Genomic DNA, 23782 nt, shown 5'->3' with positions numbered 1-23782 from the left:
AATTAAAAATTATATTTAAAAATCAAAAAAAATGTTTCAATATCTTAAACAGTCGTTTGCCAGAAAAAAAGCCAGAAGAGTATTTCAGGAATATGGTACGAAAATAGACCATTTTGAAACCAAAGATTTTGGCGATATTGCTTTTGCAAATTGGCTAAACCCATTAATGCGCAGAAAGGTAGTTACTAATGAAGAAATCCATTTTTTTAAACGTTATATACCAGAAAGCTGTTTGGCAATAGATATTGGTGCAAATATTGGAGATTTAACTGTTGCAATGGGTATCGCTGCAGGTAAATCAGGAAAAGTTTTAGCTTTTGAAGCTAATCCAATAGTTTTTAAAATTTTAAAAGAAAATAGTAATATCAATTTAGAAAATTCAAACATTATACCATATAATCTGGCCATAACTGAAAACGAAGAACTTTTTTATTATGCTTCTTCAGAAGCATCAATGAGTAATGGTGGGCTTATAAAAGAATTATCAGATAATCATCACGGAAAATTCAAATTAAATCATCCAATCAAAGGGGTTCAACTGAAACAATTTTTGGAAGCAAACTATGCGCAAGAAGTTTCGAAATTAAAATTCATAAAAATTGATATTGAAGGATTTGACTTTTATGTATTGCAAACAATTTCTGATTTGATAGAAAAATATCGGCCAACTATCATAATGGAAATATTTTATGATTTAGAAACAGAAGTTAGAAATAACATATTTCAATTTTTAAAGCAATTTAATTACGTTCTTTACAATTTACAAAGTTTTGAAAATGACTTTACAATAAAACCAATTCCAATTCAATCTGAAAAAGATATGCCACAAAAGGGTGTTTCAGAAAACATATTGGCCATAATGGAATAAACATTATTTAACCGGAAATTTTAGCAAATACAGTTCTTCTAATTTTTTTGCAATAGCATTGGGTTCAATGTTCTGCATGCATTCGCAAGAAATTTGTTTCTTACATAAATTACATTCAGTTTGATTACAAAAAGTATAAGCATTCTGGCCAATAGGCTGCCATCTGCCGGGATGTATGGGTTTGATAGAAGGGAAAATTCCTAAAGCATGAATACGCAGAGCAGCAGCTACATGTATAGGCCCGGTTCCGCTTGCTACTAATCCATCACAGTTGGCAATAAACGATACAAACACTTTCAAACTTAATTTACCACACAAATTGATGACCAAATCACCAATTTGGCTAAATAATATTTCAAGCTTTGGTTCCTCCTGTTTGGTTCCTGTAATAAAAACATTAAACTTGTCTTTATCCAATAATTTTGCTAATGCTATATAATGCTCCAATGGCCATTCCTTTCCGTTTCCCTTTGATTTTGGATGAAAAATTACATTAAACTTATCTTTACTAATTTGCGCATGTAAACTTTCAGGCAAAGCTGGTGAAGCACAGAATCCATAAGAGGAATATATTTCCGGGAATGAAAATTGTTGATGAATGGATAAACAACTTAAGAGTTTGAGATTTAATTGCGCTTCATGTAAATCAGAGTTTTTCCTACTTAACCTGATTAATTTATTGCAATATAGCCAATGATAAATTCTATTCGTAGTCCCAATTCGCTGTGGAATTGCAAGAAAGAATGCTCTTTTGGCTATTACGGGATCGGGTAACACATGAATGATTGCTTCAATTCGTTTTCCACAGATACTTACACTTTTATTTAAAAAATCATTAAAATCGATAAACTCGTCTACAAACACACAACTTTCAATAATATCTTTTGTATAAGCCCTACCTAAAAATCCAATAAGTATATCAGGAAAGTATTTTTTTATAATACCGGCCATTGGAAGAGTTAAAACTACGTCTCCAATATTATCCGTTCTGCTTATCAAAATAGTTTTAGGTATTTTCAAAATTTTTAATTTAAAATGTCTATAAAATCTCCTCCACCCATTGATACAAATTAAAACCGGGATGATGCACAAAGTTAGACAAATGTGCTTTTAATTGTTGGCGTTGTATTCCTTTCATACATTTTTGCTGCAACAAGCGGTAGGCTTTATCGGCCATTAGCCATAATTTTCTTTCCGGTGTTTGTAATATAGAACTATGTGCGTTAATAGATGTAATCAATTCAGCAATGCCTGTACCGTTGGTGGCAATGGTACTGATAACAGGTGTTTTCCAACTATTATCGGTTTGTACAGGAGTTAGCATGTGTTGTAAATTTTTTACAAACAAAGCTGCTCCGGGCCTGTCGGCTTTATTCACCACAAAAATATCGGCAATCTCCATCAGTCCCGCTTTCATGGTTTGTATTTCATCACCGGCCTCGGGTACCAATACCACCACCGTTGTATTAGCCAAACCGGCAATTTCAATTTCACTTTGGCCTACACCTACTGTTTCCACAATAATATCATCAAAACGTGCCTCTTTTAAAACATCAGTCATCTCTAAAATTTTAGGATGCAATCCGCCTAAATTACCACGGCTGGCCAATGAACGAATATACACCTGTGGGTGTGCATACCATTGGTTCATGCGTATTCTATCGCCCAGCAATGCCCCCAAATGAAAGGGGGAAGATGGATCAACACACAATACAGCCACTTTTCTTTCCAATGCAACCAATGCCCCAATTAACGCATCCGTTAATGTACTTTTACCGGCACCGGGTGGCCCTGTAATACCAATTACTCTGGCATTGTGCTGCAATTGCAGCGATTGCATAAAACTTAAATAGCCGGGTGTTTCATTTTCAATCAAACTTAATGCCCGTGCCAGTGCTTTTATATCACCGCTTTGAATATCTTTCCGTAAATTTTCCCACATAGAACCCTGTTGATGTGCGTAAAATTACTGTATACCTGTATTGATATGTTTAAAAAAACAACAAATCGTAATTTTTTATGGCAACAGTGCACCATACATTGTCTGCTTACAGGGCTATTTGTACTCATGCTATTGGGTTTGTTATTCAGCAGGGCATTGCTCTCCATAAGCATGGCAGTGTGGCTCATTACTATCATAGCTTTTAGATTACAACATCCATTTCCCAAAGAAAAACACCCATTATTGTATTGGTCGCTAATACCTTTGGTCTTGTTTGTAGTAGGAGCCTGGCAACTTCCTTTTCAAAAAGATACTTACGATTTTTTGTTAAACCTATGTACCTATCCCATTGCTTTTTTTGCTGTACACTTGTTATATGCTTCTATTGATGGAAATAAAATAATTCGTATTTGGATTGTTGTTGCATTTTTGAGTAGTATTTACCCATTGAGTTGGTATGCCACACATTTTCAGGAGGCAGTTATCAAATACGGCAGCGGACAATCCATGCCGGTTTGGATGGATCAAGACCATATTCGGTATAGTATTTTTTTATGCAGTACTTTTGCTTTGCTTTTATTTCATTATCCTTTTTCAAATAAATTCCGCTTACCTGTTGTAGTGGCTACATTTTTATTGATTGTTTTTTTATCGGTAAGAACCGCTTGGATAATACTGGCCATTATGCTACTGTTTATTCCATTTTTAAAAATAATACCTTACCGTAAATGGTTAACCGTTGGTATCATAGCAATAGCCTGTTGCAGTTATTTTATTTTTCCTACAGTACAAAAAAAAATAGCTTATACCCTATATGACTGGCAACAATTTAAGCCTTCTGTTTTTAACAGCAACTATTCAGATGGTGCCCGGCGTAATTTAAATTATATAGCTGTTGAGGCCATACAACATAAATCCTATAACGTTGGATGGGCCGGTGTTGCACCCACCATGCAACAATATGGCGAAAAATATTTTCCACGGCAAACCCTCAAATTTGGATGGCCTTTCAACCAGTGGTTGTTTTGGTTATTGGGTAGTGGATGGTTGGGTGTATTACTTTGGACAATTTGGTTACTTTACCCCATTGTATGGGGATTACAACAACAACAATTAGGAGTAGTGGCTTGGAGTTTAGCCATTACAGCATCCTGTTTGGTAGAAAGCAATTTGAATTTTCAGTTTGGTGTTTTTTTACATGCGTGGCCACTGGCCCTAATGGCCTTCAACCATCAGGATAATAAACGGTAATTCCTGAAATCGAACGGACGAATACCGGTTAATTTTTCGAAATGGTACAACAATCTATCTTTAAACGAAAAACGTTTTTTGTTAATATTTAAATTTATTTGCCAGTTTTTAGCGGCAATACGTTGCTGCATTACAGCCGGATGTGTACCGGTAAATTTTTCAATAGAATCATACTCCTCAAAATTATACACCTGTTGTGGCGAGTTGGCAATAGCCTGAATAGAGGCATGATTCCAATAAGCAGCCATATTTTTATTTTTACGCATCATTTGTTCGGGGCTTTTTACCCAACCATAATGATATACATAAGCATTGGCAGGCTTTACCCATAATTTCTCGGTACCAATTCTAAAACCCTGCGCATCTTTGTAGGCAGTAATTCTTTTATCGTTGCGTATAATGCGTACTTCATGATCGTACCAGGTGCGGCTATCGCCCACATAATCATAAGTTCCATAAAAATGCAGGTATTGAAACAATAAACCTTCTACTTTAATATTGTATTGATGTTCCTTGCAGGCTGCCAAAATAGCTGCATGGTATTTTTCATGCACACATTCATCGGCCTGAATATAAAATGCCCAGGTGCTTTCCGGATCTATTAGTTGAAATGCTTTATTGGTTTCAACTGCCAACACAGTTCCGCCGGCACGTAGCGTTTTATCCCAAACAGAATGATGAATTTTGATTTTAGGATCGGGTATTGATTCAATTAAACGCAACGTATCATCCTCACAATCGCCCACTAATACTATCATTTCATTTACCACCGGCAAAATAGAGGTAATGGCTTCCACAATGGGATAATCGTTGATAATGGCATTTTTAATAATGGTAAACCCAGATATTTTCATAAATACATGCAACTTGAAATGAATAAAATAAAACAACTTTTAATGAACACCGGTATTCACAATTTCAAAATTGATTACAAAGAACCGAAAAAAATCATTAACCATTACTTTTGACAAATGAGTGCGTCTATCAATTATTTTCTCAATTTTACAAAATGACCAATTTTATTCCCATTTTCCCTTTAAACATAGTTGTTTATCCGGATGAAATACTGCATTTAAAAATTTTTGAACCGCGTTACAAACAACTGATAACAGAATGTTATGCAGACAATAAACCATTTGGTATACCTGTTGTAGCTGATAACAAAATTACCGACTCTGGTACCTTGGTTGAAATAAAAGAAATTGTAGCGGTATATGAGGATGGTAAAATGGACATTGTTACCAAAGGCGTTGCTGTATTCAAAATTCTGGAATTTATTCAACAAGTACCCGACAAATTGTATAGTGGCGCCATAGTTACCTATCCAACCAACCAAATTACGCCAATGTACACCTATTTAAAACCCGTACTCAGCAATATTCGTGAACTATTTAAACAATTACAGGTAACCAAAGATTTTAAAAAGAAAGAAGAAGAACTACTGAGTTATGATGTTGCCCATCATGTTGGGCTTACACATGAGCAGGAAATAACCTTACTCTGCCTGTTTAAAGAATTGGAACGCATTGAATTTTTACGCAGGCATTTATTGCAAATTTTACCTTTGGTACAGAGCATGGAATTATTAAAAGAAAAAATAAAATTAAACGGCCATTTTAAAGAACTGAAAGGATTTAATTTTTAACCACTAAACCCATTACATATGTCGGTTATACTCTGCTTAGATTTTGGCAATACCCGTTTAAAAGGCGCTATTTTTATAAATGATACTTTAACAACTGTTGTTCCATTAGCCGATGACAGTGTACCAACGATACTACATTTACTGGATACTTATCAGCCTTCACATAGCATTTTATCCTCAGTTATTCAACATAATACCGCTATTAACGATTTGCTTAGCCACTACACCAAATTTCATTTATTAAATCACGAAAGTAAATTGCCTATTTCCACCCCTATAGGCAAACCTGCTACCATTGGTGCCGACCGGCTGGCTATTTGCAGTGCAGCCGTTCATTTATTTCCACAACAACACAATTTAGCAATAGGCTTGGGTACCTGTGTTACGTACAATTATATTAACCCGTTCAATGAGTTTTTAGGTGGCGCCATTTCACCTGGTATGCACATGCGCTTTAAAGCCATGCATGAACAAACAGCCAAATTACCGTTAGTACAAGCCGACAGTAATTTCCCGTTGATTGGGTATGATACCAGAACTAATTTATTAAGTGGCGTACTGATGGGTTTGGCAAAAGAAATTGATGGTATGATTGATGCCTACAGCGAAAAATTTTCTAATTTAAAAGTGAGCATGACAGGTGGAGATATGAATTTTTTTAAAAGCTATTTAAAAAATCCGGTGTATACCGATGAAGATTTGTTATTTAAAGGTTTATTCTACATTAACCGTTTAAATAATCCTTAGATATGGGCATCAAATTGTAATTTTGCCATTCATTTATGCAGGGAGGTGCACTATGTTTTACATCAAAAAATGGTTTACTATTTTATTCATTAGCTCATTGGCCATTTCCTGCGAAAATGATATTCATGAAGTAGAAAATTTAGGAAAAAAAAAATTAGGGGTTGAAGAAGGTACGGGTATTGTAAGCCAGTTTAGCCAGGCAGGCCGCATTAAAGCTGTTTTAAAGGCCCCCTACATGCTGCGCTATCAATATGATACTGTAAAAATTGAATTTCCCCGAACACTACATGTAGATTTTTATGATAGCACCGCAAAAATTGACAGTCGTTTATTTGCCCGATTTGGTTCTTATTTAGAAAATGAAAATAAAGTGTTGTTGCGTGATAGTGTCATTGTTTTTAATGTTAAAGGCGATACCTTGTTTACCAATGAATTGTTTTGGGATCAGTTAAAAGGAACCTATTATACTGATAAACCGGTAATTATCAGTCAAACCAACCCCATTCGTCAAAAATTATACGGTACAGGTTTTTCTTCCAATCAGGATCTTACCAATATAAAAGTGTACAAAGTAGGTTATGGCAATGCCGGGCAAAGCAGTTTTTTAAATGTACCGGATAGTTCTTTATAATTAAAGATTCAATCACCATAAAAACGTAATATATGGAATACAGAAAAATGGGCCGCACCGGCTTACAATTAAGTGTTTTAAGCTTTGGCAGTTGGGTTACTTTTCACAAACAAATTAATGATGGCATTGCCGATGAGCTAATGGGTGTAGCTTACGACAATGGCATTAATTTCTTTGACAATGCAGAAGCCTATGCATTGGGCGAAAGTGAAAAAATGATGGGCAGGGTGCTAAAAAATAAAGGATGGGACAGAACATCTTACATCCTATCATCTAAAGCGTTTTTTGGATGGCGTGGTAAAAACAACAAACCCAACCAAACCGGTTTAAGCAGAAAACATTTAACCGAAGCTTGCCATGAAGCATTGCACCGACTGCAAACAGATTATCTCGATTTATATTTCTGTCACCGCCCCGATAAAACTACTCCTATTGAAGAGGTAGTATTAACCATGAATACTCTTATTAACCAGGGCAAAGTTTTATACTGGGGTACCAGTGAATGGAGTGGGGTTGAAATTATGGAAGCCCATCGAATAGCACGTGATTACCGCCTCATTGGCCCTTCCATGGAGCAACCTCAGTACAATTTATTTGAAAGAAATAAATTAGAAAACGAATATCTTGAAATCTTTAAAAATGTAGGTTTGGGTACTACTATCTGGAGCCCATTGGCTGCAGGCTTATTAACCGGTAAATACAACAATGGCATACCCGAAGGCAGCCGCTTAAGCATTGAAGGTTTTGAATGGTTAAAAGACCGATTAATGGTTACTGAAAAAATAGAAAGAGTAAAGCAACTCACCGCATTTGCTACAGAATTAGGCGTTTCAGTAGCTGCACTCAGTATTGCATGGACCATTAAAAATCCGCATGTAACCACAGCTATTTTAGGTGCCACCAAAACCGAACAATTAACAGACAATTTAAAAGCATTGGACGTATTGCCTTTGTTAACAAATGAGGTAATGGAAAAAATTGACAACATTATGCAAACCAAACCTGTTGTTCCTGAATTCTAATCATTCCTTTTATAATAGACAGAGGCTGCTTCATTATTGAAACAGCCTCTTTTCATGTAAGGGATTGCCATTCAGCAATTTATCCAAACAGTGAATGTTTAACTCATTTTAGCATCTTCTGCCATTCTGTGATACGAATTTTTACTGGCTTCCACTAATTTTAAAATTCTTTCCCTTACGTCATCACGCAAACCGCTGGTTTCATTTTCAAGCACGGCTTTTAATTCATCCAATTCGTTATTCGCCTGTCCGCGTAAATGCCGAAGTTTTCGTTTCATATCATCTGCAGTATCTGCAATTTTTTTACGGGTATCACTGCCCTTGGCGGGAGCAGTTAATAACCCAATGGCAACACCAGCCACTAACCCGGATAAAACGCCAATTAAAAATTTTTGTGCACTCATAAACTATATTTTTATTGTGAAGAAATCATTTTTAGTAGCTATACAAGTTACCAACAGATGGCCTAAAAAGAAAGTTAAACAACAAATAATTAATATATTTTAACACTACATACTTTTAAATTTTAACATTCCATACCACCAAATAATGAGCGGATAATTACTACACACAAAAAGTTTACCGAATATTTTATACAATAGTTCTGAATTGCGCTTATTTTTGAATACATGCTACCCATCGCAAAAAAAATATAGAACATGTACCCATTGCTTCCCCTGGCGTTTGGAAGTATGCGCTACAATTTTTAGGGTGGTTTATTTTACTGGGGTACAAAAATGATATGGAGACTTACTACACCCTATCATTATTTCAATTAATTATATTCAACTGAATAGAACTGTTGTTTTAGAAAGTAGCAGAAAAATTTTAGAAGCTTCGGGATATTATATATACAGTCCGCAGCCGGATGTGTTAACCATTAGCGGTGAATATGGCATTATTTTAAATTACTCCTATTTTGGTTTTGCGGTTATCAGTTTTTGGCTGGCATTTGTTATTACGCATCATGGCCGTTGATAGTTTAAAATAATTTGGGCTATAACTTAGTTTGGCTATCATCATTGCCTGCAATATTGCACGGGTTTGTTTGGTTTTATTATCGGGTTTAGAGCATTGGTCATTGCCATTTGGATTGGAGCACCATACCTGGTTTAATATAGTGACCTATGCTGCTATTATAGTGCTTGCTGTTTTTTACAATTATCTCGTTACTAAAAACAGTGTTCAATAACAATCAGTTGCAGAAAAGAAATTGGAATAAATATCAATAACCCATCTAAAAAAATGCATAAAAAAAGCGGTAAAATTTCACATTCTTTTACCGCTTTTTTACTAAAGTATACCACCTGTTATTTTATGCAAATTTAAATGCTTTCATATAAGCAGCATCTGCTTTAGCACTCAATAAAGGCGTGGTACCGGTAAAGGCTTCCTGCTCAACAATATAATATTTCATACCATTTTCTCTGGCTGTTTTTAAAATAGCAGGATAATCAATAGTACCCTTGCCTAGAATGCAGGATTCGTGGCCACCATTTGCAGTTTTTGCCAAATCTTTTACATGGCATAAACGGAACCGATGACTGTATTTTTTAAGCCACTTCTGCGGATTTTCGCCGGCAGCTACTACCCAGTAAATATCCATTTCAAAATCTACCAAATGTGGATCTGTTTCATCCATCATAACAACCTGAGGCACTTGTCCATCTACAGGTTTAAACGAATAATCGTGATTATGATAGGCAAACCTAATTCCGTTTTTCTTACAAATTTCACCGCATTGATTAAACTGCTCTGCTATTTTTTTAAAGCTGTCAATATCTTTTTGTGGTCCTTTGTAAGGGCAAATTAAATAGTCCATACCAATTTCGGCAGCTTCAGCAGCTTTTTGCTCAAAGTTGGTATTGATATCGCAATGCGAGGAAATAATTTTTGTACCCACGCTGTCGCAATATTTTTTGAATTCTTTATTTGTCATTCCCCAAAATATGCCCATTTTTCCTTCAAAACTTTCTAATTGCTTATAGCCATAAGATGCCACAGCTTTGAGTGTTTGTTTAGGATCTTTGGCTAAATCTTCTTTTACTGTCCATAATTGCAACCCAAATTTAGAAAGATCGCCTTCAGTATGGTTGGAAACATCGGTTAATATATTAGTGGCCATTTTTTTTACAGGGGCTGCCAATGCCAGCGCAGAAAGGCCGCCCATTTTTAAAAAATTTCTACGATTGGTTGACATGTTGTTTTTTTTAAAGGTAATTGATGGTATAATATTTCATTAAAACAATGTTGGATAAATGCACCATCTACTAAGTAGCCCAGGCTTTATCGCCTTTTTTATAAGGCATACAACCATCATAATGACCGGGCACTGCCACATAGCGCAAAGCTTGGGTAGCACCGGGTTTAGAAGTAAAATACCCGAATAGGGTAAGCTGCTTCATCATTGTAAAATAATGGTTGGGCGACAAAGCAATGGTTTTGTTTCTTTCCTTTGCTGCTTCCTCTTTTAATTTCGCTTCTTTTTCATTTTTTTCTTTCTGATAGGCTTTTGCTTCAGCATCAATTTTTTCTAACAACGCAGTTCTTTGCTGCGGTGTTGCCTGCATGAAGCCGATACCGTTCTCTTTTTTGCAGAATTCATTTAATTGGCTGATGCCTTCCATGAATACTTTTTGATCGGGTTCCGTGTAGCAGTCAGTCACCATCACTTTCATAAAATTACCAATTCCGGCTGCTTTTGCTCCGGGAGAAGAAGTAGTTGGAATAATGGTTTCACCTACTTCATCTAAGAAAGCAATATCATCCGGTTTAAAGGCTACCACACCGGATTTTTCATTTTTGCAGCCGCTGAGTAAAAACTCACCACCAACCATTACACCGCCGGTAGCCAGTGCAACCATTTTTAAAAGTTCTCTTCTATCCATAGCTTGTATTTTAAAAGTTTAATTATATATTGTTTTTTTTCAATTGTTCAACTGCATAATTGGCCGCCCGTGCAGTAATGGCCATATAAGTTAATGAAGGGTTTTGCGTACTGGTGCTTACCATACAAGCCCCATCAGTAACAAATACATTTTTACAATGATGCATTTGATTCCATTCATTTAGCAAAGCAGTTTTGGGGTCTTTACCCATTCTTACGCCACCCATTTCATGAATATCTAAGCCGGGGGCTTGTTTGCTGTCGTGTGTTTGTATATTGGTACAACCGGCAGCTGCCAACATTTCACTACCCTGAGTTAGAAAATCTTTCAATAATTTTTCATCATTGTCATCATAGGCAACCGAAGTAATTAATTGTGGAATGCCCCATTCATCTTTTTCAGTAGTACTTAAACGTACGTGATTGGTTTCTTTGGGAATGGTTTCACCCTGCATCATCATGCTTACATACCAGTTACCGGCTTCGGTAATGGCATCTTTGAATGCAGCGCCGATACCATCGGCTGAAGCCCTTGCCCGGCCTGCACTGTAGTGCACCATATAGCCTCTTAAAAAATCAGTTTCCTGATGGTATACATTTCTAAAATTAGGCATCATGGCTTGTGTTGGCCTGCGCCCATAATAATATTTATCCTGCGGTCCTTCAAACGAAGCTGTAACGTGCCCTCTGTAATTGTGAAAGGCAATAAATTTGCCCAGCAATCCACTATCGTTACCCAATCCATTTGGAAAACGATTGGAAACAGAATTCAACAAAATTAAATTGGTATTGATGGTAGATGCATTTACAAAAATAATTTTGGCATAATATTCCGTTGCTTCTTTTGTAACAGCATTAATTACTCTAACGCCGGTGGCTTTCTGTAGTTTTTCATCATAAATAATAGAGTGAACAACACTTTCGGGCACTAATGTAAGATTACCTGTTTTTTGTGCCCAGGGAATGGTACTAGCATTTGAACTGAAATAACCGCCAAACGGACAACCACGTTCACACAAACTACGGGCCTGGCATTGCGTACGCCCCTGTTCCACATGAATGGGATTGGGTTTGGTTAAATGCGCACACCTGCCTTGCACTACATAGCGATTTTTATATTGTTGCATAATGCGCTGTTGAATGGTTTTCTCCACACAGTTCAAATCCCAGGGTGGCAAAAACTCTCCATCCGGCAATGTTTCCAGCCCATCTTTATTACCACTGATACCGGCAAATTTTTCTACATGCGAATACCATGGCGCAATTTCATTATAAGTAAAAGGCCAGGGAACGGCAAAAGCATCCCGCTCCGGACCTTCAAAATCGAATCGGCTCCAACGTTGGGTTTGCCTTGCCCACAATAAACTTTTTCCACCTACCTGATACCCTCTAATCCAATCAAATGGTTTTTCCTGAACATAAGGATGTTCGGTATCTTTTACAAAAAAATGTTGCGAAGCTTCCCCAAATGCATAACAGCGGGCAACTACCGGATTTTCAGTGGTTACATTTAAAGGCATGCGACCCCGGTGCGTAAAATCCCATGGATTTAATGTAGCGGTGGGATAATCTTTAATATGTACCACATCTCTACCTCTTTCTAACAAAAGTGTTTTCAATCCTTTTTCTGTTAATTCTTTAGCAGCCCATCCACCACTAATACCAGAGCCAATTACAATAGCATCGTAGGTATTGTTTTGTTTACCTGTTGTATTCAAATGAATATTTGATGTATCCTGTGGCATATTTTATTTTTTTGTTACCGGCTATTGATACTTTGTGTAACACCGGTTGTGTCACTCACTTGTACGTTCTTATCATTATTCAGCACCATTCATTCCCGAATTTAAATATTGTTTTTTTTAAGTTCATTTACAGCAAAATCAACAGCCCTTGCCGTAAAGGCCATATACGTTAACGATGGATTAACACAGGCAGAAGAAACCATGAAAGAACCATCGGTAACAAATACGTTTTTGGCATCCCAAACCTGATTGTATTTGTTTAATACCGAAGTTTTAGGATCGTTACCCATACGGGCAGTACCCATTTCATGTATACCGTGGCCCATGGCATGGCCATTGTCCCAGGTAGTTACCTGCGTAGCACCTACTGCTGTTAACATTTGTGCCATTTCGTTTACCATATCTTTTCGCATGGCTTTTTCATTGTCTTTAATTTCAGCATCCATTGCTAAAACAGGTAAACCCCATTTGTCTTTTTTGTTGGGATCTAAGGTTATTTTATTTTCATGATAGGGTAAAATTTCACCAAAAGCAGTAGCGCCAATAGTCCAGGTACCCGGTTGTGTTAATGCCTCTTTAAAATTGGCACCGATGTTTAATTCAGCCACTTCCCGGCTCCAGCCTTCGCGGCTGGCACCACCCTGGTATCCAAAACCACGCAGGTAGTTTCGTTTGTCATTAAACAAATTTGCAAAACGGGGAATATAGAAACCGGTAGGCCTTCTGCCCCCATCATAATAAACATCTTCAAATCCCGGCATAACACCCGATGCACCACAGTTGTAATGATGATCCATGATATTATGCCCTAATTCGCCACTACTACTACCTAAGCCATCGGGCCAGATATCGGCTGCAGAATTCATTAATACCCAGGCAGAATTTAAGGCAGATGCATTGAGAAACACAATTTTTGCATAATAGGTATAGGTTTGATTGGTTTCGGCATCTAATACTTCTACACCGGTGGCTTTTTGGGTATTTTTATCGTAAATAATCCGGGTAACAATACTAAAAGGGCGTACCGTTAGTTTGCCGGTTGCCATAGCTGCCGGAAGAGTAGATGATTGTGTACTAAAGTATCCGCCAAAAGGGCATCCTTCCCAACAACGATTTCTAAACTGGCAATTGGTGCGGCTTTGAATAGGCTTTGTAATATTGGCCACCCTGCCTATAAATAAATGGCGTTGATTGTTGTATTGTTTTTTTAAACGGGCAGCCACTTCTTTTTCTACACAGTTTAGCGGTATAGGAGGTAAATATTGCCCATCGGGTAATTGCTGAAGCCCTTCCAAAGAACTACTGATGCCGGTAAATTTTTCAACATAATCGTACCAGGGTGCAATTTCTTTATAACGAACCGGCCAGTCAATCGCAATCCCGTCTTTGGCATTGGCTTCAAAATCAAAATCACTCCAGCGATAGCTTTGGCGGCCCCACAATATGGAGCGACCACCTAACTGGTAAGAACGCCACCAGGTAAATGGTTTTATTTCGGTATAGGGGCAATCCTGTTCATTGGCCCAATAATCCATCACTGCTTCATTAGCTGCCCATCCGCGATGTATAACGGGGTAGGCCTTACGTTGTGCTTCGGTGGTCCTTCCGCGATGCGGAAAATCCCAGGGATCCCATTGCGCAGTTTTATAATCTTTAATATGCTCAAAATTGCGGCCACGTTCCAGCATAATGGTTTTCAATCCTTTTTCAGTTAACTCTTTAGCAGCCCATCCACCACTAATACCTGAGCCAATTACAATGGCATCATATGTATTGGCCTCTGTTGCTTTTGTTGCGATATTGGGTTGATTGCCCGGCATGTGATAACTGTTTAAAAAGTTGAAAAATATAACTTCAACAGATTATTAAATATTTCCTTTTTTCAATTCTTCTACTGCATAATTGGCAGCACGAGCTGTAAATGCCATGTACGACAAAGAAGGATTTACGCAAGCTGCAGATACCATAAAAGAACCATCGGTAACAAATACATTTTTCGCATCCCAAACCTGGTTGTATTTGTTCAACACAGAAGTTTTAGGATCATTACCCATACGGGCGGTACCCATTTCATGGATGCCTCTTCCGGGTGTACCATCACCATCCCAGCCCTGTACATTTTTAACGCCGGCAGCTTCTAACATTTCAACTGCATCATTCAGCATGTCTTTACGCATCTTCAATTCATTCTCTTTCAATTCGCAATCAATAGCCAATACCGGTAAACCCCATTTATCTTTTTTATTTTTATCTAATGTTACTTTGTTTTCATGGTAAGGTAAAATTTCACCGAAGCCACCCATGCCCATTGTCCATGTACCGGGTTCAGTTAATGCCTCTTTAAAAGCAGCACCAATACTTAATTCCGGAATATTACGGCTCCAGCCTTCACGGCTTCCGCCGCCCTGGTAACCAAAACCTCTTAAATAATCACGTTTATCACCAAATAAATTTCTGTAACGAGGTATGTAAATGCCATTGGCTCTTCGGCCATAGATGTATTTATCTTCATACCCTTCTACAATACCCGATGCACCTACGCCTAAATGGTGATCCATTAAATTATGACCCAGTTCTCCACTACTGCTACCCAAACCATCGGGCCAAATATCGGTTGCAGAATTCATGAGTACCCAGGCGCTGTTTAAGGTAGAGGCATTCAGAAATACAATTTTAGATTTATATTCATAGGTTTGATTGTTCACTGCATCTAATACTTCAACACCGGTGGCTTTTTTGGTATCTTTATCGTATAGAATTTTTGTAACAATACTCCAGGGTCTTAATGTAAGGTTGCCTGTTTTTTGCGCAGCCGGCAAGGTGGCCGACTGTGTGCTGAAATAGGCGCCGAATGGGCATCCCAGCCAGCATTTGTTTCTGTATTGGCAATTGGTTCTGCCTTCATGTGGCACGGTAATATTGGCAGTACGCCCAATAATCATACTACGAGCACCTTTATAATGGTCTTTAATGCGGGCAGCAACATCTTTTTCTACACAGGTCATTTCCATGGGGGGCATAAATTCCCCATCGGGCAACTGCGCAAGACCGTCTCTGTTGCCACTAATGCCTGCAAATTTTTCAACATAATCATACCAGGGGGCAATTTCTTTATAACGCACCGGCCAGTCAATCGCAATCCCATCTTTGGCATTGGCTTCATAATCAAAATCGCTCCAGCGATAGCTTTGTCGGCCCCACAATAAGGAACGACCACCTACATGATAGCCTCTGAACCAGTCAAAACGCTTCACTTCAGTGTAGGGCGACTCCTGTTCGTTTACCCACCAGTCTACATTAAATTCATTCAGTACATAATCGCGTTTTAAAACAGGATGATCTTTAATCATTTGCTGAGTAGGCCTTCCCCGGTGCGGAAACTCCCAGGGATCTTTATTAGCGTTTACATAATCTTTAATGTGCTCAATGTTTTTACCACGTTCCAACATCAACACTTTTAAACCTTTTTCGGTTAATTCTTTAGCAGCCCATCCGCCACTAATACCCGATCCGATTACAATTGCATCAAAATAATTGTCAGCCATAATAAAATGTATAAATTATAATGTGAAAAATCAATATTATTTGTCCAAATTCATTTATTGCTAAAGCTATTCTTTTTCTGCGCCCTATGTGAACCGTTGTTCCTTTTTACCAATATTTTAATGCAAACGTTTACACATCGCAAATAGCAACGGCTTTTTTTAGTGATTCAATTTTATCATTACCGGTAGGTATAAACTCCTGTGCCACAAAATCGTTAAAGCCTGTGGCAACAATGGCTTTCATAATAGCCGGATAATACAATTCCTGTGTGTCATTAATTTCGTGCCTGCCCGGAACACCGCCGGTATGGTAGTGTGCAATGTAGGGATGATACTCCTGAATGGTTCTTATCACATCGCCTTCATCTATCTGCATGTGATAGATATCGTACAGCAATTTAAAATTAGGAGAACCTATTCTTTTACACAATTCTACCCCCCATTTGGTGTGGTCGCACATATAATCCTTATGATCTATTTTGCTGTTCAGCAATTCCATTACAATGGTTACATTGTTTTTCTCTGCATCGCCCATAATTTGTTTCAAACCCTGTACACAATTATTCCAGCCTGTTTCATCATCCATACCTCTTCTGCTACCACTAAAACAAATTAAATTTTTATATCCAGCTTTAGCAACCAGTGCAATATGTTCTTTATAACGGGAAATTAAAGCTGCATGAAATTTAGTATCGGCCCATCCATCGGTAAGGTTAAGTTCTGCGCCATTACACATAGAAGAAGTAAGGCCATACTTTTTTAAAACCGGCCAATCGGCAGGCCCCACCAAATCAATGCCTTTAATACCAATTTGTTTGGCAGTAGTACACAAAGTATCTAAAGGCAAGTATTGATACGTCCACCTGCACACGGCATGATTGATATTGCCTTTTAATGATGAGGAAGCAATATCAAAAGCAGTATTTGATTTCATTTGTAATAAAAAAGGAGCAGCGGCAACAGTTGCCGTTCCGGTAAATAATGTTTGAATTGCTTTGCGCCTGTTATACATGCTGCTATTTTAAGGGATAAGGAAAAAATGAGAAGTGCTACTATGATTGTGCAACGATCATTGTTTTATTTTTTTGATTTTTTTTATAGAAAAACAATGCGGTAAATGCCACAATTAAAATAACAGGAATTACAAAAGTAGTATTAATAATAGCCGGGCCTGCTGCTTTTTTGGCTTCAATTAACTGATTGGCCATATCTGAACCGGGAGGCGCTTCCATAAACGCTTTAATATCGGCATTTACCGGTAATTGCGCAGCCAGTAGATTGTCGTAATGGCTACCCATAAAAATGGTATATATCGAAACGGCAAACATACCTGCACCGCCCATTAAATTAATACCAACAGCACCGGTTTCAGGCAGGTTTTCAGAAACAAAACCCAACATGGTTGGCCAAAAATAACACACCCCCAAACCAAATACCAATGCACCTATAAACAATAAATTACCGGTTGTATGTCCCAGTATATACAAACCCAAGGCCGAAAATATGGCCGAGAATAATAGCACACCTGCAGGTGATAAACGATGTACTACCGGTCCTGCAAAACCACGGCCCACCACCATCACACCAGTTTCAATGGTTAAGAGCAAAATAGCGTTATCACTTACATTTTTTAATAATACGTCAATCCATTGTCCAGTAAATAGTTCAGTAATAGCTGTACCAAACATTAAAATAATCATAATAATGAATAAAGGGTTCAATAAAGAGCGGTACATTTTTGCAGTACTAACTCCTTTTGCCACCCGTTCAGTTACAGGGAATTGCAATTTGCTGAATAAGTAACCATATATTAATGTAGGTACAATCATTAAGCCCACTTGAATTTGCCAGCCAATACCTATTTTATTTAATAAAAAAACCAGTAAAGTACCAATTACGATACCCCCTGGAAACCACAAATGAAAGTGGTTGAGTTTGGTAGTTTTATTATCAGGGTATAACGAAGTAATTAATGGATTACATGCCGCCTCTACAGTTCCATTGGCAAGGCCAATTAACAAAGTAGAAATAAATAAAGCAGCATAAGGGCTACCAAATTTCCCTGCATAAATGGTTAAAATAATACCTGCTAAATGAAATACAAATGCAAGAATTAATAAACGCTTCATGCCAATAACATCTACCACAATGCCGCCAAAAATAATGGCCAGTGGGAAACCCCAGAATGCAGTAGCAGCAATAGCGCCCAACTCGGCTTTATTGAGTTGAAACTGGGTCCCCAGAGTATCTAAAATACCCGCTCGAATACCAAAGGAAAGAGATGTTACCAATAAGGCTAAACAACTGGCAACAAATAATTTGTTTTTTTGAATGTTGGCTTGCATAATCAATCGTTAGGTATAAATCGTTTGAAGGTTAAATGTAAAAGTAATTTTTTAACCAGCAGCATTTGTAATGGATTTTGATAAAAATCAATTCTTTTTTAACCCTTTGTAAATGTGTTTTTTTATAGTACACAAAGCTTACATTTGATTGCAGTTGAAATGAATGTTTGCCAAAACAAATTTCATTTATCCAAGCAGCCCTATTGCATTGCCTGTTGTTTCCAGTTATCTTTTTGTAGAATAACAACGTGAATATCCGGCCAATATGGCTCATTTTTTACAGCAAAAAAATAAAGAAATCATGAAAAGAAAATTACGAATGGGTATGATTGGTGGCGGAAAAGATGCTTTTATTGGCGCCATCCACCGTATAGCAGCCAATATGGATGGATTGATTGAACTGAGCTGCGGTGCATTGAGCATTCATCCGCAAACAGCAATTGAATCGGGGGAAATGCTTTTTTTGCCCAAAGAAAGAACCTATTTAACCTACGAAGAAATGCTGCAGGCCGAAAGCAAAATGCCTGCCAATGAACGAATAGATTTTGTTACCATTGTTACCCCCAACTTTGCACATTTTGCACCCGCCATGATGGCATTGGATCTAGGCTTTCATGTAGTAATTGAAAAACCCATTACTTTTTCGTTAGATGAAGCCAAGCAACTGAAAGAAAAACTGGCTACAACGGGATTGCATTTGTGTTTAACACATACATACTCAGGTTATCCCATGGTGAAGCAGGCAAAAGCCATGATTCAGGCAAATACTTTAGGTAAAATCAGAAAGGTTTGGGTAGAATATCCGCAGGGATGGCTTAGCAAATTATCTGAACGCGAAGGCAATGCACAAGCAGCCTGGCGCACCGATCCTAAAAAGAGCGGTAAAAGTGGTGCCATGGGCGATATTGGAACCCATGCTGCCCATTTAGCAGAATACATTACCGGCTTAAAAATTACACATTTGTGTGCCGATTTGAATGTAATGGTAGAAGGCAGGGCATTAGATGATGATGGTAATGTATTATTGAAATTTAACAACGGTGCAGCAGGAGTTTTAATGGCATCGCAAGTAGCTGCAGGCGAAGAAAATGCACTGAAAATAAGGGTTTATGGTGAAAAAGGAGGCATTGAATGGGCACAACAGGAACCCAATACCTTAATGGTAAAGTGGTTAGATGCACCTACACAAATATTGAGGGCAGGCAGCAATTATACCGAGCGCCTCTCTTCTTTTGCTACACAAAATTGCCGCACTCCGGGTGGGCATCCCGAAGGCTACTTAGAAGCATTTGGCAATATTTACCGAAATTTTGCACGCACACTTTTAGCAGAACAACAAGGCGAAACACCTACACCTGAAATGCTTGATTTTCCTTCAGTTGCCGAAGGAGTTAGAGGTATGGCATTTATTGACAGTGTGATAGCCTCTGCTCATTCATCGGAAAAATGGACGCTATTTACGGAGTAGTATTGACGAATAGTATTACCGAACGTACAAGTGTGCGACGCAACAACAGTCCCATACTTGTACAATTGCTGACTACAAAAAAAATATCACCATGCAAACAATAAAAGGGCCCGGAATTTTTTTAGCACAGTTCATGGGTAATGAACCTCCCTTTAACAGCCTGCCTGCTATTTGCGAATGGGCCGCCGGATTGGGTTATAAAGGCATTCAAATACCTACTTGGGATGCCCGCTGCATTAATTTACAATTAGCTGCCGAAAGTAAAACCTATGCCGATGAATTGAAAGGATTGGTAAACAGTTATGGCCTGGCTATTACCGAGCTATCCACGCATTTACAAGGGCAGTTAATGGCCGTGCATCCTGCTTATGATGCTTTGTTTGATGGCTTTGCACCTGCCGAAGTACATGGCAATAGCAAGGCACGCACCGAATGGGCAGCCCAACAACTGCGCTATGCAGCCAAAGCATCGCAACACTTAGGATTGAGTGCCCATGCTACTTTTAGCGGTGCATTGGCCTGGCCAATGATGTATCCCTGGCCACAAAGACCGATAGGTTTGGTTGAAACAGCCTTTACAGAACTGGCAAACCGTTGGTTGCCCATATTGCGTTATTTTGATGAGTGTGATGTGGATATTTGTTATGAAATACACCCCGGCGAAGATTTGCACGATGGTGTTAGCTACGAAATGTTTTTAGATGCAGTTGAACAACACCGCAGAGCATGTTTGTTATATGACCCATCTCATTTGTTACTGCAATGTCTGGATTATTTAACTTATATTGATTACTACCATGAACGCATACGGGCTTTTCATGTAAAAGATGCAGAATTTAATCCAACCGGAAAACAGGGCGTATATGGTGGTTTTCAAAGCTGGGTAAACCGTGCCGGCAGGTTTAGATCGCTTGGCGACGGGCAGATAAATTTTAAATCTATTTTCAGCAAATTAGCTACTTACGATTATAAAGGATGGGCAGTATTAGAATGGGAATGTTGTATTAAAAACGCAACAGATGGTGCCAAAGAAGGAGCTCCTTTTATCAGTAACCATATTATTCATGTTACCGAAAAAGCATTTGATGATTTTGCAGGCACTGCTGCTTCAGAAGATTTTAACCGTTCGGTATTGGGATTGAAATAACTTTGCACCATTATTTAAAAAATTTATTTTTTATGAAAAAAATGTCAATCGTAATCAGCATGGCTTTTCTGGCCTATGCCTGTGGAAACAGCAATCAGAATAGTGGCGATCAGTCAGCCGCTGCAAGCACTTCTACCCCACAAACTGAAGCAGCTTCACCTGCACCCGCAACTGCATCAACCGATTTATCAGACAATCCAGATTATAAAAAAGGCTTGGCACTGATAGCAAAAAATGATTGTTTAACCTGCCATAAAGTAGACGAAAAATTAATTGGCCCTGCTTACCGCGATGTTGCCAATAAATATACCGATAAAGATATACCTATGCTGGCCGCAAAAATTATTAAAGGTGGGTCAGGTGTTTGGGGCCAGGTACCTATGACACCACATCCTAATTTATCTGTTGCCGATGCAGAACAAATGGTTAAATATATTTTGTTATTGAAAAAATAATAATAACGTATTTGTATTGACGTATAAAGAAATGTGCAGTGCCGATATGCCGATAAGCAATTCATCATTTAAAATATATTATATGCTACCAAAAAAATTAACTGCGGCGCTGATTATCATGAGCGCATTGTTTGTTTCTTTTGCGTTTACAAAGAAAACTTTTGAGATACCCATCCTAAATGCTCAACATGGATGGGTGTCTTTATTTGATGGCAAAACCTTTAACGGTTGGCATAGTTATGGCAAAACCACTGTAGGTAATGCCTGGAAAATTGAGGATGGGGCAATTCATTTAAATGCTGCCGATAAAAAAAGCTATCAAACAGAAGGTGGTGGCGATTTGGTTACCAATAAAGCCTTTACTAATTTCGATTTTAAAGCTGAGTGGAAAATATCGAAAGATGGCAACAGCGGTATTTTATTTTTTGTTCAAGACAATCCGGCCAAATACAACGAAACATGGAATACGGGATTAGAAATGCAGGTTTTAGATAATGATGGCCACCCCGATGGCAAAATTCATAAACATCGTGCCGGCGATTTGTATGACTTAATTGCCTGTAGTAAAGAAACGGTTAAACCCGTTGGTGAATGGAATAAAGTAGAAATTATTGCCAACCACAGTACATTACAACTTATTTTAAATGGTACAGTTGTAGTAAAAACAACCTTATGGGACAATAACTGGCAAGACATGATTGCCCATAGCAAATTTAAAAACATGCCGGGCTTTGGGATGTTTAAAAAAGGCCATATTGCCCTACAGGATCACGGAAATGATGTTTGGTTTAGAAATATTCAAATCAGACAATTACCTTAAACCATTAAATCAGTCATTGTATTACTTCAAACCCTTTTACGAGGGTTTGTTTTTTTATACGCTACTTTGCATTTGGGAAATAACAAAACAATGGTATCATTCAATTTTTTTTATGGATATATTAAAAGATGATGCTTATTATATGCGAAAGGCATTAGAGCAGGCTGAATTAGCCTTTGATGCAGATGAAGTGCCTGTTGGGGCCATTATTGTACAGCACAATGAAATTATAGCACGTGGATATAACCAGGTGGAGTTATTGAAAGATGCCACAGCACATGCAGAAATTATTGCATTAACAACGGCATTTGGCGCATTGGGTTCGAAGTATTTACCGGAAGCCACACTGTATGTTACCTTAGAGCCTTGCCTGATGTGTGCCGGTGCTTTGTATTGGAGTAAAATTGGGCGGATTGTATATGGCGCAGCCGACGAAAAAAATGGTTATAGCCGGTACTTTCCTCAACAATATCCTTTTCATCCCAAAACCACCCTTACACAAGGTGTATTGGCAGATGAAGCTGCTTTTTTAATGAAGGCATTTTTTAGAAGAAAAAGGTGAATGTACAAAAAGATTGATCCGTGTTTTTTAAGGATTCAATGGTGTAATCAAAGACTTGAGAAATGGTGTTTTACCTATTTATAACTTATCTAATTTTTTAGTTTTACAGCATAAAAAAAGCCAGCTTAGTATTATCTAAGCCGGCTTTAAGATAAATACGGCAGCTACCTACTCTCCCAGGGACAAGGCCCAAGTACCATTGGCCATGAGGGACTTAACTTCTCTGTTCGGAATGGGAAGAGGTGAACACCCTCGGTATAACCACCATAAACTCTTCAATAAGTTAACATATTGGGAAGTGTTTTGTGTAAATAAAAAAAATAAAGCTTACGGGTAATTAGTACTACTCGACTTTGCTGTTACCAGCTGTACATCTGTAGCCTATCAACGTCATCGTCTCTGACGACCCTTAAAAGTAAACTCATCTTGTGGAAGGTTTCACGCTTAGATGCTTTCAGCGTTTATCCTGACTGTACATAGCTACTCAGCATTGCACCTGGCGGCACAACTGATACACCAGCGGTACATGCAACCCGGTCCTCTCGTACTAAGGTCACGTCCACTCAATTTACTAACGCCCACCACAGATAGGGACCGAACTGTCTTGCGACGTTCTGAACCCAGTTCACGTGCCACTTTAATCGGCGAACAGCCGAACCCTTGGGACCTTCTCCAGCCCCAGGATGTGACGAACCGACATCG

Annotated in this window: 23 protein-coding genes and 2 rRNA genes; 12 read left to right on the top strand and 13 right to left on the bottom strand. The window is 38.2% G+C overall.

The window, feature by feature from the left end; genetic code table 11:
- The first annotated feature begins 31 nt into the window (after window positions 1-31).
- Window positions 32-868, top strand: a complete 837-nt coding sequence (locus EO766_RS15260) for an FkbM family methyltransferase (RefSeq protein WP_074417666.1) — start codon at window positions 32-34, stop codon at window positions 866-868.
- A 3-nt stretch (window positions 869-871) separates the two neighbouring features.
- On the opposite strand, the gene EO766_RS15255 is transcribed toward EO766_RS15260, so the two are convergent.
- Together EO766_RS15255 and meaB are read right to left on the bottom strand one after the other, a co-directional pair.
- Complete coding sequence (locus tag EO766_RS15255; RefSeq protein WP_074417667.1) at window positions 872-1888, bottom strand: glycosyltransferase family 9 protein; 1017 nt, start codon at window positions 1886-1888, stop codon at window positions 872-874.
- A 19-nt stretch (window positions 1889-1907) separates the two neighbouring features.
- Entirely contained in the window at window positions 1908-2810 is a 903-nt protein-coding gene (gene meaB, locus EO766_RS15250; protein WP_074417668.1) for a methylmalonyl Co-A mutase-associated GTPase MeaB, read from the bottom strand.
- A gap of 45 nt (window positions 2811-2855) precedes the next feature.
- Here meaB and EO766_RS15245 point away from each other — a divergent pair, with 45 nt between their 5' ends.
- A complete protein-coding gene (locus tag EO766_RS15245) occupies window positions 2856-4061 on the top strand; it encodes an O-antigen ligase family protein (RefSeq protein ID WP_143439116.1) in 1206 nt (401 codons plus the stop codon).
- Here the strand turns inward: EO766_RS15245 and EO766_RS15240 are convergent.
- Window positions 4043-4915, bottom strand: coding sequence for a glycosyltransferase family protein (locus EO766_RS15240; RefSeq protein ID WP_074419320.1), 873 nt, complete (start codon window positions 4913-4915; stop codon window positions 4043-4045). The two genes, EO766_RS15245 and EO766_RS15240, sit on opposite strands and share 19 nt — an antisense overlap.
- 155 nt (window positions 4916-5070) lie before the next feature.
- Here EO766_RS15240 and EO766_RS15235 point away from each other — a divergent pair, with 155 nt between their 5' ends.
- The 4 genes from EO766_RS15235 to EO766_RS15220 are packed head-to-tail and all read left to right on the top strand — an operon-like array spanning window position 5071 to window position 8106.
- On the top strand, window positions 5071-5706 hold the full coding sequence (locus EO766_RS15235) for an LON peptidase substrate-binding domain-containing protein (protein WP_074419314.1): 636 nt from the start codon (window positions 5071-5073) through the stop codon (window positions 5704-5706).
- Between the two features lie 18 nt (window positions 5707-5724).
- A complete protein-coding gene (locus tag EO766_RS15230) occupies window positions 5725-6453 on the top strand; it encodes a type III pantothenate kinase (protein ID WP_074419313.1) in 729 nt (242 codons plus the stop codon).
- 52 nt (window positions 6454-6505) lie between these two features.
- Window positions 6506-7084, top strand: a complete 579-nt coding sequence (gene lptC / locus EO766_RS15225) for an LPS export ABC transporter periplasmic protein LptC (RefSeq protein WP_074419312.1) — start codon at window positions 6506-6508, stop codon at window positions 7082-7084.
- 32 nt (window positions 7085-7116) lie between these two features.
- On the top strand, window positions 7117-8106 hold the full coding sequence (locus EO766_RS15220; protein ID WP_074419311.1) for a potassium channel beta subunit family protein: 990 nt from the start codon (window positions 7117-7119) through the stop codon (window positions 8104-8106).
- A gap of 98 nt (window positions 8107-8204) precedes the next feature.
- Here EO766_RS15220 and EO766_RS15215 read toward each other — a convergent pair whose 3' ends face one another.
- Window positions 8205-8510 (bottom strand): YtxH domain-containing protein, encoded by a 306-nt coding sequence (locus tag EO766_RS15215; RefSeq protein ID WP_074419310.1) that lies wholly within the window; start codon window positions 8508-8510, stop codon window positions 8205-8207.
- Between the two features lie 605 nt (window positions 8511-9115).
- On the opposite strand from EO766_RS15215, the gene EO766_RS15210 reads away from it, so the two are divergent.
- Window positions 9116-9298 carry a hypothetical protein gene (locus tag EO766_RS15210; RefSeq protein WP_143439567.1) on the top strand — a complete coding sequence of 61 codons (183 nt, stop codon included), beginning with the start codon at window positions 9116-9118 and terminating at the stop codon, window positions 9296-9298.
- 123 nt (window positions 9299-9421) lie between these two features.
- Here the strand turns inward: EO766_RS15210 and EO766_RS15205 are convergent, their stop codons facing one another.
- From EO766_RS15205 to EO766_RS15175, 7 genes are all read right to left on the bottom strand, one after another.
- The gene (locus tag EO766_RS15205) at window positions 9422-10306 is read right to left on the bottom strand and encodes a sugar phosphate isomerase/epimerase family protein (protein WP_074419309.1); all 885 of its coding nucleotides are present in this window, start codon (window positions 10304-10306) and stop codon (window positions 9422-9424) included.
- Window positions 10307-10376: 70 nt separating this feature from the next.
- Window positions 10377-10994 (bottom strand): gluconate 2-dehydrogenase subunit 3 family protein, encoded by a 618-nt coding sequence (locus EO766_RS15200; protein WP_074419308.1) that lies wholly within the window; start codon window positions 10992-10994, stop codon window positions 10377-10379.
- A 22-nt stretch (window positions 10995-11016) separates the two neighbouring features.
- A complete protein-coding gene (locus tag EO766_RS15195; RefSeq protein ID WP_074419307.1) occupies window positions 11017-12738 on the bottom strand; it encodes a GMC oxidoreductase in 1722 nt (573 codons plus the stop codon).
- Between the two features lie 101 nt (window positions 12739-12839).
- Window positions 12840-14558 carry a GMC oxidoreductase gene (locus EO766_RS15190; protein ID WP_074419306.1) on the bottom strand — a complete coding sequence of 573 codons (1719 nt, stop codon included), beginning with the start codon at window positions 14556-14558 and terminating at the stop codon, window positions 12840-12842.
- A 45-nt stretch (window positions 14559-14603) separates the two neighbouring features.
- Window positions 14604-16283: a GMC oxidoreductase gene (locus EO766_RS15185; RefSeq protein ID WP_074419305.1), complete on the bottom strand. Its 1680-nt coding sequence runs from the start codon at window positions 16281-16283 to the stop codon at window positions 14604-14606.
- A gap of 130 nt (window positions 16284-16413) precedes the next feature.
- The gene (locus EO766_RS15180; protein ID WP_074419304.1) at window positions 16414-17295 is read right to left on the bottom strand and encodes a hydroxypyruvate isomerase family protein; all 882 of its coding nucleotides are present in this window, start codon (window positions 17293-17295) and stop codon (window positions 16414-16416) included.
- A gap of 40 nt (window positions 17296-17335) precedes the next feature.
- Complete coding sequence (locus EO766_RS15175; RefSeq protein WP_074419303.1) at window positions 17336-18628, bottom strand: MFS transporter; 1293 nt, start codon at window positions 18626-18628, stop codon at window positions 17336-17338.
- A gap of 301 nt (window positions 18629-18929) precedes the next feature.
- Between EO766_RS15175 and EO766_RS15170 the strand changes: the two genes are divergently transcribed.
- The 5 genes from EO766_RS15170 to EO766_RS15150 all read left to right on the top strand — a co-directional run bounded on the left by EO766_RS15170 (window position 18930) and on the right by EO766_RS15150 (window position 23080).
- On the top strand, window positions 18930-20096 hold the full coding sequence (locus EO766_RS15170) for a Gfo/Idh/MocA family protein (RefSeq protein ID WP_074419319.1): 1167 nt from the start codon (window positions 18930-18932) through the stop codon (window positions 20094-20096).
- A 91-nt stretch (window positions 20097-20187) separates the two neighbouring features.
- Window positions 20188-21243 (top strand): sugar phosphate isomerase/epimerase family protein, encoded by a 1056-nt coding sequence (locus EO766_RS15165; protein ID WP_074419301.1) that lies wholly within the window; start codon window positions 20188-20190, stop codon window positions 21241-21243.
- 32 nt (window positions 21244-21275) lie between these two features.
- Window positions 21276-21698 (top strand): c-type cytochrome, encoded by a 423-nt coding sequence (locus tag EO766_RS15160; protein WP_074419300.1) that lies wholly within the window; start codon window positions 21276-21278, stop codon window positions 21696-21698.
- A gap of 82 nt (window positions 21699-21780) precedes the next feature.
- Window positions 21781-22518 carry a 3-keto-disaccharide hydrolase gene (locus EO766_RS15155; protein ID WP_081298658.1) on the top strand — a complete coding sequence of 246 codons (738 nt, stop codon included), beginning with the start codon at window positions 21781-21783 and terminating at the stop codon, window positions 22516-22518.
- Between the two features lie 112 nt (window positions 22519-22630).
- Window positions 22631-23080, top strand: a complete 450-nt coding sequence (locus EO766_RS15150; protein ID WP_074419317.1) for a nucleoside deaminase — start codon at window positions 22631-22633, stop codon at window positions 23078-23080.
- A gap of 155 nt (window positions 23081-23235) precedes the next feature.
- Here the strand turns inward: EO766_RS15150 and rrf are convergent.
- Window positions 23236-23349 (bottom strand): 5S ribosomal RNA (gene rrf / locus EO766_RS15145).
- A 47-nt stretch (window positions 23350-23396) separates the two neighbouring features.
- Window positions 23397-23782 (bottom strand): 23S ribosomal RNA (locus tag EO766_RS15140); the annotation flags it as partial.

It is taken from the genome of Hydrotalea sp. AMD (assembly GCF_004100315.1).
In the GTDB taxonomy this organism is placed as follows: Bacteria; Bacteroidota; Bacteroidia; order Chitinophagales; family Chitinophagaceae; genus Hydrotalea; species Hydrotalea flava.
The sequence above is the reverse complement of the archived record's forward strand: the minus strand, read 5'-3'. Positions and strand labels throughout refer to the sequence as shown.

What these genes read in the sequence shown, in the direction of transcription:
- EO766_RS15260 (WP_074417666.1), top strand. Translation starts at nt 32, where the DNA reads ATGTTTCAATATCTTAAACAGTCGTTTGCCAGAAAAAAAGCCAGAAGA.
- meaB (WP_074417668.1), bottom strand. Translation starts at nt 2,810, where the DNA reads ATGTGGGAAAATTTACGGAAAGATATTCAAAGCGGTGATATAAAAGCA.
- EO766_RS15245 (WP_143439116.1), top strand. Translation starts at nt 2,856, where the DNA reads ATGTTTAAAAAAACAACAAATCGTAATTTTTTATGGCAACAGTGCACC.
- EO766_RS15240 (WP_074419320.1), bottom strand. Translation starts at nt 4,915, where the DNA reads ATGAAAATATCTGGGTTTACCATTATTAAAAATGCCATTATCAACGAT.
- EO766_RS15235 (WP_074419314.1), top strand. Translation starts at nt 5,071, where the DNA reads ATGACCAATTTTATTCCCATTTTCCCTTTAAACATAGTTGTTTATCCG.
- EO766_RS15230 (WP_074419313.1), top strand. Translation starts at nt 5,725, where the DNA reads ATGTCGGTTATACTCTGCTTAGATTTTGGCAATACCCGTTTAAAAGGC.
- lptC (WP_074419312.1), top strand. Translation starts at nt 6,506, where the DNA reads ATGTTTTACATCAAAAAATGGTTTACTATTTTATTCATTAGCTCATTG.
- EO766_RS15220 (WP_074419311.1), top strand. Translation starts at nt 7,117, where the DNA reads ATGGAATACAGAAAAATGGGCCGCACCGGCTTACAATTAAGTGTTTTA.
- EO766_RS15215 (WP_074419310.1), bottom strand. Translation starts at nt 8,510, where the DNA reads ATGAGTGCACAAAAATTTTTAATTGGCGTTTTATCCGGGTTAGTGGCT.
- EO766_RS15205 (WP_074419309.1), bottom strand. Translation starts at nt 10,306, where the DNA reads ATGTCAACCAATCGTAGAAATTTTTTAAAAATGGGCGGCCTTTCTGCG.
- EO766_RS15200 (WP_074419308.1), bottom strand. Translation starts at nt 10,994, where the DNA reads ATGGATAGAAGAGAACTTTTAAAAATGGTTGCACTGGCTACCGGCGGT.
- EO766_RS15195 (WP_074419307.1), bottom strand. Translation starts at nt 12,738, where the DNA reads ATGCCACAGGATACATCAAATATTCATTTGAATACAACAGGTAAACAA.
- EO766_RS15190 (WP_074419306.1), bottom strand. Translation starts at nt 14,558, where the DNA reads ATGCCGGGCAATCAACCCAATATCGCAACAAAAGCAACAGAGGCCAAT.
- EO766_RS15185 (WP_074419305.1), bottom strand. Translation starts at nt 16,283, where the DNA reads ATGGCTGACAATTATTTTGATGCAATTGTAATCGGATCGGGTATTAGT.
- EO766_RS15180 (WP_074419304.1), bottom strand. Translation starts at nt 17,295, where the DNA reads ATGTATAACAGGCGCAAAGCAATTCAAACATTATTTACCGGAACGGCA.
- EO766_RS15175 (WP_074419303.1), bottom strand. Translation starts at nt 18,628, where the DNA reads ATGCAAGCCAACATTCAAAAAAACAAATTATTTGTTGCCAGTTGTTTA.
- EO766_RS15170 (WP_074419319.1), top strand. Translation starts at nt 18,930, where the DNA reads ATGAAAAGAAAATTACGAATGGGTATGATTGGTGGCGGAAAAGATGCT.
- EO766_RS15165 (WP_074419301.1), top strand. Translation starts at nt 20,188, where the DNA reads ATGCAAACAATAAAAGGGCCCGGAATTTTTTTAGCACAGTTCATGGGT.
- EO766_RS15160 (WP_074419300.1), top strand. Translation starts at nt 21,276, where the DNA reads ATGAAAAAAATGTCAATCGTAATCAGCATGGCTTTTCTGGCCTATGCC.
- EO766_RS15155 (WP_081298658.1), top strand. Translation starts at nt 21,781, where the DNA reads ATGCTACCAAAAAAATTAACTGCGGCGCTGATTATCATGAGCGCATTG.
- EO766_RS15150 (WP_074419317.1), top strand. Translation starts at nt 22,631, where the DNA reads ATGGATATATTAAAAGATGATGCTTATTATATGCGAAAGGCATTAGAG.